At 70.4% G+C, this 7,937-nt stretch carries 8 protein-coding genes; all 8 read right to left on the bottom strand.

Annotated elements, in window-relative coordinates:
• On the bottom strand, nt 1-898 hold an 898-nt coding region (locus QSG27_RS26155), incomplete at its 3' end, for an Hpt domain-containing protein (RefSeq protein WP_306711364.1).
• A 30-nt stretch (nt 899-928) separates the two neighbouring features.
• A complete protein-coding gene (locus tag QSG27_RS26150; protein ID WP_306711362.1) occupies nt 929-1,306 on the bottom strand; it encodes a response regulator in 378 nt (125 codons plus the stop codon).
• Complete coding sequence (locus QSG27_RS26145) at nt 1,291-1,602, bottom strand: STAS domain-containing protein (RefSeq protein WP_306711360.1); 312 nt, start codon at nt 1,600-1,602, stop codon at nt 1,291-1,293. Before QSG27_RS26145 ends, QSG27_RS26150 begins: the two co-directional genes overlap by 16 nt.
• A gap of 181 nt (nt 1,603-1,783) precedes the next feature.
• On the bottom strand, nt 1,784-4,525 hold the full coding sequence (locus tag QSG27_RS26140) for a sensor histidine kinase (protein ID WP_306711358.1): 2,742 nt from the start codon (nt 4,523-4,525) through the stop codon (nt 1,784-1,786).
• A gap of 1 nt (nt 4,526) precedes the next feature.
• The gene (locus QSG27_RS26135) at nt 4,527-4,760 is read right to left on the bottom strand and encodes a hypothetical protein (protein ID WP_306711356.1); all 234 of its coding nucleotides are present in this window, start codon (nt 4,758-4,760) and stop codon (nt 4,527-4,529) included.
• A complete protein-coding gene (locus QSG27_RS26130; protein WP_306711354.1) occupies nt 4,757-6,952 on the bottom strand; it encodes a 3'-5' exonuclease in 2,196 nt (731 codons plus the stop codon). The genes QSG27_RS26135 and QSG27_RS26130 overlap by 4 nt, the downstream gene beginning before the upstream one ends.
• Entirely contained in the window at nt 6,949-7,353 is a 405-nt protein-coding gene (locus tag QSG27_RS26125; protein WP_306711352.1) for a response regulator transcription factor, read from the bottom strand. The genes QSG27_RS26130 and QSG27_RS26125 overlap by 4 nt, the downstream gene beginning before the upstream one ends.
• A 220-nt stretch (nt 7,354-7,573) precedes the next feature.
• The coding region (locus QSG27_RS26120; protein WP_306711350.1) for an SPOR domain-containing protein at nt 7,574-7,937 on the bottom strand (364 nt) is incomplete at its 5' end.

The raw sequence follows: 7,937 nt of genomic DNA, 5'->3' as shown, positions 1-7,937 counted from the left end.
TGGCCGGCGGGGCGGCGGCGGGCGGCGGCGCCTCGGGCGCTTCGGCAAGGGCCGGCGGCGGGGCTTCCGCGGTGATGCGGATGTCGCACTCGTCGGCCACGAACTCGAAGACGTCGTTGATCTTGTCCAGGTCCACGTCCGGATCGGCGACCAGCGTCACCGTCCAGGAGAGGTGGAGAAGCTCCGCCTCCAAATTCTGGAGGTTGGGCAGGGCGTCGATGTGGCATTCGATCGCCGCGTCCCCCAGCCGGCGCAGGGCGCGCAGCATGAAGGTCGGCTCGTTGCCGGACATCAGCAGGTCGGATTTGGGCCGGAAGACGATGGTCCAGCGCACCTTGCCGGGAGGCACCGGGTCCTCTTCCGCACGGGCGGCGGCGATGGCGGCCATCGCGTCGCCGAACAGCCCGGCCTCGTCGTCCTCGTCGTCGGCGTAGACGGCGGCGTAGACGGGCGCGGGGGCCGCGGCTTCGATGGCGGCGGCAGGAGCCGGAGCGCCGGCCTGCGGAGCGGCGCCGCCGGCTTGGTGGCGGCGCAGGGCGGCCACGGTGCCGTCGGTGGTTCCCTCCGGGGCCGGGCTGTCCTCGCGTGCGTAGGCCAGCATCTGGCCCAGCACGTCGTTGGCGCGGATCAGCGTGTCCACCAGCTCCGTCGTGACGGGGATGGTGTTGTTGCGCACCCCGTCCATGACCGTCTCGAACTCGTGCGCGAAGGCGACCAGCTCGGTGAAGCCGAAGGCGCCGCCGCCGCCCTTGATGGAATGGACGGCGCGGAAGATGGCGTTGACCTCGTCGGAATCGACCTCGCCCGGCGTCAGCCGCAGCAGGCCGGATTCGGCGACGGCCAGAAGCTCCGCGCTTTCGTCGAAATAGGTTTGCTTGAACCGGCTCAGGTCTTCCACGGGCGTGCCCTCACAAGCCAGGACGCGGCGTCAGCCGCACACCTTCTGCACGACGGAGATCAATTTTTCGGGGTTGAAGGGCTTCACGATCCAGCCGGTCGCCCCCACCGCCCGGCCCTCGGCCTTCTTCTTCTCGTCGGCCTCGGTGGTCAGCATCAGGATGGGCAGCGTGCGGTGCGCCGGGGTGGCGCGCAGGCGGCGGATCAGGGTCAGCCCGTCCATGACCGGCATGTTCAGGTCGGTGATGACGAGATCGACCTTGTTCGCCCCGATGACGCCCAGCGCCTGCTGCCCGTCGGCGGCCTCCACCACGTCGTAGCCGGCGCCCTTCAGCGTGAAGGAGACCATGTCCCGCATGGTCCGCGAATCGTCGACGGTGAGTACCTTCTTCTTCACGCTTGGCTCCATTGCTTCAGCCAGCCGTCCAGCCCCAGATCCTCGCAGGCTTCCGTCAGGACCTCGGACGGCTGGGCGACGGCGAACGTCCGGTTGTGTTCGGCGGCGTGCCGGGAGGCGACCACCAGGGCCTGGACGCAGGCGGTGCTGACCCGCTCCACGGCCCCGGCCTCGGCGATCACGGTCTCGGAGGCGGCGAAGCCGGCGCGCAGGCTGTCCAGCAGCGGCTGCGCCATGGCGAGGTCGAGGTCGCTGGGCAGGCCCAGGCGGACCGGTCCCCCTTCGTCGCTCCACTTGATCAGAGTCACCGCTCGTCTCCTTGCCACCCGGCCGGGCACAACCCGATCCGGAAGACCGTTCATTTCCGGCATTTGGTAAAAAACCTGCCTGAAACACGTATAAGGATTCGTTAAGGCAACTGGACTGACCTGTGTCAACCGGAGGGGGGTATCCGGCGCCGCGGTTCGATCGTTTCTCGTTTCGATTGATTCATTGGGTGGCTTCCACATCCGCCTCCGCCAGGGGGACGGTGAAGGCGAAGGTGGCGCCGCCGCCGGGGGTGCTGTCCACCCAGATGCGCCCGCCCAGATGCTCGACGATGCGCTTGCAGATGGCCAGCCCCAGGCCGGTGCCCTGCGGCTTGTCGGTCATGGTGTCGCCGACCTGCCGGAAGCGTTCGAAGACGATGGCCTGATGCTCCGGGGCGATGCCGGGGCCGCTGTCGGTGACGGCCACGCGCAGGGCATCGCCGTCCGCCGTCACGGACAGGGTGGCCCGTCCGCCTGCCGGGGTGAATTTCGCGGCGTTGGACAGCAGGTTCACCGCCACCTGCACCAGCCGGTCATGGTCGCCGCGCACCGGCGGCAGGCCGTGCGGGACGACGACCTCCAGGGCGATGCCGCGCTCGTGGAACAGCCGGGCGGTGGCCGCCGCCGCCTGCTCCAGCGCCGCACCCAGGTCCATGGGGGCGACCTGCCAGTCGATCTCCCCGGCCTCGATCTTCGCCATGTCGAGGACCTGGTTGATGAGGCGGGTCAGCCGTTCGCTCTCCGTGATGACGAGGCCGAGGAACTCCTGCCGCTGCTCCAGCTCGATGTCGGGGTTGTCGTGCAGCACCTCGGTCAGCGCACGGATGGAGGTCAGCGGCGTGCGCAACTCGTGCGTCACGGTGGACAGGAACTCGTCCTTCAGCCGGTCCAGCTCCTTCAGCCGCTCGTTGGCGGCGCGGAGCGCTGCGGAGGCGCGCTCCAGCTCCGCCGTCTTGTGTTCGAGCTGGCGGCTGTATTCGATGACGTGGCTGGTCTCGTCCAGCATCCGCATCAGCTCCGGATAGCTGACCTCCCCGCCCTCGACCGCGGAGGCGAGCGCCACCCGCGCGGAGGCGGCGCCGATGGCCCCGGCGAGCAGCCGTTCGGCGAATCGCACCAGCTCGGCCCCGGCCCGGCGGTCCGGCTCCAGCGGCAGGCCGGTGCGGCGGGCGAACTGGGCGAAGGCGGCCTCCGCCCGCTGCGGGCCGAGGAAGCGTGCGACGATCCGTTGCAGATCGCCGACGGTGGCCTTGCCGCGCCACGCGCCCGCGGGCAGGGGGGTGTCGCGGTGCTGGAACACCTCCACGAAGGCGGTGGCCTGCGCCCGCTCCCCCAGGCCGGGCCGGTCGAGCAGCGACACCACGACGTACAGGCCGATGTTCAGCAGCATGCTCCAGAACAGCGCGTGGGTCAGCGGGTCCATGCCGTCCAGCCCGAACAGGGCATAGGGCCGCAGCAGCGCCACGCCCCAGGGGCCGTCGTCGATGAAGGCGGCGGGCAGCCAGCCGGACCGCGCGAAGCCGGGGAGCAGCAGCGTGTAGACCCAGGTCAGGATGCCGGCACTGAGCCCCGCCAGCGCGCCGCGCCGGGTCGCCCCCGCCCAATAGACGCCGCCGACCAGCGCCGGGGCGAACTGCGCCACCGCCGTGAAGGAGATCAGCCCGATGGCGCTCAGCGCGTAGGCCGAGCCGGCGATGCGGAAATACAGGTAGCCGAGCAGCAGGATCGCCACGATGGCGACGCGCCGGACGGTCAGCAGCAGCGGCGACAGGTCGTGCAGCCGCTCCAGCCGGGCGCTGCGGGCGCGCAGCAGCAGCGGCATCACGATGTCGTTGCACACCATGGTGGAAAGCGCGATGGCCTCCACCACGATCATCCCGGTGGCCGCCGACAGCCCGCCGATGAAGGCCAGCAGCGCCAGCCAGCCGTCCCCCGCCGCCAGCGGCAGCGCCACCACGAACATGTCGGGGTCCACCGCGTGGTCCGGGAAGCGCATCAGCCCGGCCACCGCCACCGGCAGCACGAACAGGTTGATCAGCAGCATGTAGAGCGGGAACAGCCACAGGGCGCGGGTCAGGTGCCGTTCGTCCACATTCTCGATCACCGTCACCTGGAACTGGCGGGGCAGGCACAGCACCGCCGCCATGGACAGGATCGTCATGGTCAGCCACGACCCGTCCGCCAGCGCCGGGGCGGAGGTGAAGAGGGCGCGGATCTCCGGATGTTCCGCGGCCTTGGCGAACAGCTCGGTCGGGCCGTCGTGCAGCCCCCAGACCACGATGGCGCCGACCGCCAGGAAGGCCACCAGCTTGACCACCGATTCGAAGGCGATGGCCGCCACCATGCCTTCGTGATGCTCCGCGGCGTCGATGTGGCGGGTGCCGAACATGATGGCGAAGGCGGCCATGACGATGGCCACGTAGAAGGCGTTGTCCAGAACGACGGGCAGGGTCAGGCCGCCGGTGGTGCCGGACGGGTCGGTCCCCCACAGCACGTCGAAGCTGACCGCGACGGCCTTGAGCTGCAAGGCGATGTAGGGCGTCACCCCGATCACCGCGGTCAGCGCCACCAGCCCGCCCAGCCCCTGGCTGCGCCCGTAGCGGGAGGCCAGGAAGTCGGCAATGGAGGTGATGCGCTGCGCCTTGGCGATGCGCAGGATCTTGCGCAGCACCAGCGGCCCCAGCAGCATCAGCAGGGTCGGGCCGAGATAGATCGGCAGGAAGCCGATGCCCAGCGACGCCGCCCGCCCGACCGAGCCGTAAAAAGTCCAGGTGGTGCAGTACACCGCCAGCGAGAGCGCGTACACGTACGGCGACGCGATGACGCTGCGCCCCGCGTCCGCCCGCCGGTCCGCCCACCAGGCGATGGCGAAAAGGAGGAGGAGGTAGGCGAAGCTGGCGGCGACGATGGCGGGCCAGGGCATCTCAGCGCCCCCTGCGTTCCAGCAGCACCGCCGACAGCGCGATCACCGCGCCCCACACCCCCAGAGCGTACACGTACAGCAGGGGCAGGCCGAACAGCGTGTCCCCGGCGCCGAAGACGCGCAGCAGCGGCGGATTGAAGGCGACGACGCCGAACAGGAACAGGGCGATCAGGCGGTCGGTCCCCGCCCGGCCCGGCGGAGTGGGAGCGGGTGGCGGGGCGGACCCGCCGGTCAAAAGGCGCGCTCCCGCGCCGCCAGCTCGACGATGATGTTGGCGCCGCGGATGGCGTCGTCGAGCGTGCGGACGTCGCGTTCCTTCAGCATCTCCACCATGCGCAGGAACACCGCGGCGGTGACGAGGCTGTCGCCCAGCGCCGTGTGGCGGTCCACCACCTCGATCCCCAGCCGTTCGGCGATGCCGTCCAGCGTGTGGTCGCCGCCCTCGCCCAGCAGCATCCGGGACAGCAGCATGGTGTCCAGCACCGGGCTGTCGAACCGCACGCCCGACGCCCGTTCCTTCATCTTCAGGAATTTCAGGTCGAAGGCGGCGTTGTGGGCGATCAGCACCGCGCCGGACACGAAGTTGCGGAACTGCGGCAGCACCTTGTCGATGGCCGGCTTGTCGGCGACCATCGCGTCGGTGATGCCGTGGAAGGGGATCGATTCCGGCGGGATCGTCCGCTTCGGGTTGACCAGCGTGTTGAAGGTCTCACCGGTCAGGATGCGCCCGCCGACGACGCGCACCGCGGCGATCTGGATGATCTCGTCGCCGTTGCTGGGCGACAGGCCCGTCGTCTCGGTGTCGAAGACCACGTAGTGAAGCTGGTCGAGCGGCGTGCGGCCAAGCTCGCTGGTGGCCAGCGGCTGGTGCAGCAGGTTGAAGTCGAAGAACTCGGGCCGCGCCGCGCCGCGCGCCGCCGTGTGGGCGGAGGGCGGCTTCTGCGCGGGGGGCAGCGGCACGCGCAGGCGCGACAGCAGTTCGTTGCCCTTCACCGCCTCGCTCCACATCGTGCTCTTGTGGTGCTGGAGCACGTCGCCCACCGTCAGGCCGCCCAGCGCGTCGGGCAGCGGGTGGTCGAGCCAGCTGTCCACGATGCCGCTGGGCACCGAGGGGCCGCGCCAGGTGATGTCCAGATAGACCCAGTTGCCTTCCGCCTCCACCGACAGGTCGTAGGCGGGGACCCCGGTCAGCGCGTAGACATACTCGATCAGATAGCCGAACAGGATGACCAGGCTGTAGCTGTCGCCGTGCACCCACTGCGGCAGGCCGGTCAGCGTGACGCCGTACTGCGCCTCCGGCCCGACGCGGTGGCGGATCAGGTTGATGAGGTTGGTGGAATGGATGTCGCTCATCGGCCAGGAGCCGGTGACGACGCTGCGGTACTCGCCGGTGACGTGGGCCAGCCGCTCCGACAGGGTGTTGGACGACTCCATCAGCGCGGCCTGGAAGGCGGCGCGCTCCTCCGGACCCAGTTCGGGCGTGTCCTCCAGCGTTTCCAGAACGGCGCGCAGGTTGGCGATGGGGGCGCAGAAGCCCTCCGTCGCCTCGCGCAGCAGGGCGTCGCGCTGCCCCAGCGCGGCCAGTTCGCTGGTCGCGTCCGAGAGCGTGATGACGTAGCCGGTGATGGACGGCGGCTCGTCCGATCCGTCCGGCGCGTCCTGCAGGATGGCGCTCATCCGCCCGGCCAGCAGGATACGCCCGTCGGTGGTGGCGCCGACGAACTGGGCGGTCGTGCCGTGCTCGTGGTTGACGTGACGCCCCTCGCGCACGCGCAGCGTCAGCCGCTCCAGCGTGTGGGTGACCGGTTCCGCCACCACGAAATGCAGCAGGGAGCGGCCCAGCCCGAGGTCGCCGGCCAGATGCAGGATGTCCAGCGCCGTCTGGTTGTACAGCAGGATCTGGTGCTTCAGGTTGCAGACCAGAACGCCTTCGTGCAGGTCGCGCAGCACGGCGGCGAGGCGGGTCTTCTGCTCCTCCGCCTTGGCGGTCGACTCCGCGACGATGCGCGCGGTGTCGCGGCGGGCGGCGGCCAGCTTGTCCGACAGCTCGTTGACGGCCTTCGCCACCGGGGCGAGGTCGCCGTAGCGCGCCACCGGGATGCGTGCCCCGGCCTTGCCGTCCGCAGCGCCATGGGCGATCAGCCCGGCCTCGCGGCTCAGCGTCTCCGACGCGCGCAGCAGCTTCCGGTCCACCAGCCCCCACAGGCCCCACACCCCGGCGGTGACCGCCGCGGTCATGGTGACGGCGTAGGTGACGAAGGCGTTCGGGTCGCCGCCGCTGCCGAAGCCGACCGCCGCCCCGACCGACAGCAGGGGCAGGCCGACCCCGGCGGCGCGGAAGGCCAAGGGGACGATCCGGCGCGGCTCCGCCGGGGCTGCGGGGGCGGGCGCCGCAGCGGCGTTTCCGGTGGTCGCCGGGGCGCTCATGGCCGGCGCTCCGCGGTGCCGTCCTGCGTGGCTTCGGGGTTCAGGTACTTGCGGACGGTGATGACGAGGTCGCGGGTGGAGAAGGGCTTGGTGATGTAGTCGGTGGCGCCCAGGGCCATGCCCTTCTGCCGCTCCACGTCGCGGCTCTTGGCCGTCAGCATGATGATGGGCAGCGATTGGTAGGCGGGGTTGGCGCGCAGCGACTGGCAGACGTCGAACCCGTCGCGCCGCGGCATCATCGCGTCCAGCAGGATCAGGTCGGGCGTGCTTTCCGCAACCGATTCAAGGGCTTCTTCACCGTTGCGCGCGATGCGCACGGCAAAGCCCGCCTTCTGCAGCAGAACCTGCAGGGACAGGACGATGCTGGGCTCATCGTCGGCGACCAGGATCGTCGGCTTCATACCAGGGTTTCCTCCGGTTCGCCGGTCTGATGCGCCGGCTTCTTGCTGGCTGCGCGTGTTCTAATATGCGTGCCTGTTCAACCCCATGTTAGCGGCAAGGATTACGGCAGATCAAGACGAAGCCCGCCCGCAATACCGAAATTGCGGACGGGCTTTCCCAAAGGAAAGAAGCGGAATAGACCGAAGCGACAGTTTGTCGCGGCGCCGCCGTTGCCTGCGGTCAGCGCGTGGAGACGACGATGGGCTGCGCTTCCACCTTGTCCTTCAGCGACGCCGCGGCCTGACGGGCGGCGGCGGTGTCGGCATAGCCGCCGACGCGGACCACATGCCAGGACCGCTGCTCGGCGTCGGTCCAGTCCAGCGCGTAGGCGTTGAAACCGAGTCCGCGCAGGCGGCGGACCAGCCCTTGCGCGTTGTCGGCCTGCTGGAAGGAGCCGACCTGCACGGTGTAGCGCCCGTCCGGGACGGCGGAGGGCGACGGGGCCGTGAGCACGCCGGTGGACGGGGCCGTGGCGGACGGGGCGGTGGCGGGCGGCGTGGCCGCGGTCTTCGGCGCGGGCTTGGCGGGCTGCGGTGCCGGACGC

This window comes from Azospirillum isscasi (genome assembly GCF_030849505.1).
GTDB classification, from domain to species: Bacteria; Pseudomonadota; Alphaproteobacteria; order Azospirillales; family Azospirillaceae; genus Azospirillum; species Azospirillum isscasi.
The sequence above is the reverse complement of the archived record's forward strand: the minus strand, read 5'-3'. Positions and strand labels throughout refer to the sequence as shown.

What these genes read in the sequence shown, in the direction of transcription:
- QSG27_RS26125 (WP_306711352.1), bottom strand. Translation starts at nt 7,353, where the DNA reads ATGAAGCCGACGATCCTGGTCGCCGACGATGAGCCCAGCATCGTCCTG.
- QSG27_RS26130 (WP_306711354.1), bottom strand. Translation starts at nt 6,952, where the DNA reads ATGAGCGCCCCGGCGACCACCGGAAACGCCGCTGCGGCGCCCGCCCCC.
- QSG27_RS26140 (WP_306711358.1), bottom strand. Translation starts at nt 4,525, where the DNA reads ATGCCCTGGCCCGCCATCGTCGCCGCCAGCTTCGCCTACCTCCTCCTC.
- QSG27_RS26150 (WP_306711362.1), bottom strand. Translation starts at nt 1,306, where the DNA reads ATGGAGCCAAGCGTGAAGAAGAAGGTACTCACCGTCGACGATTCGCGG.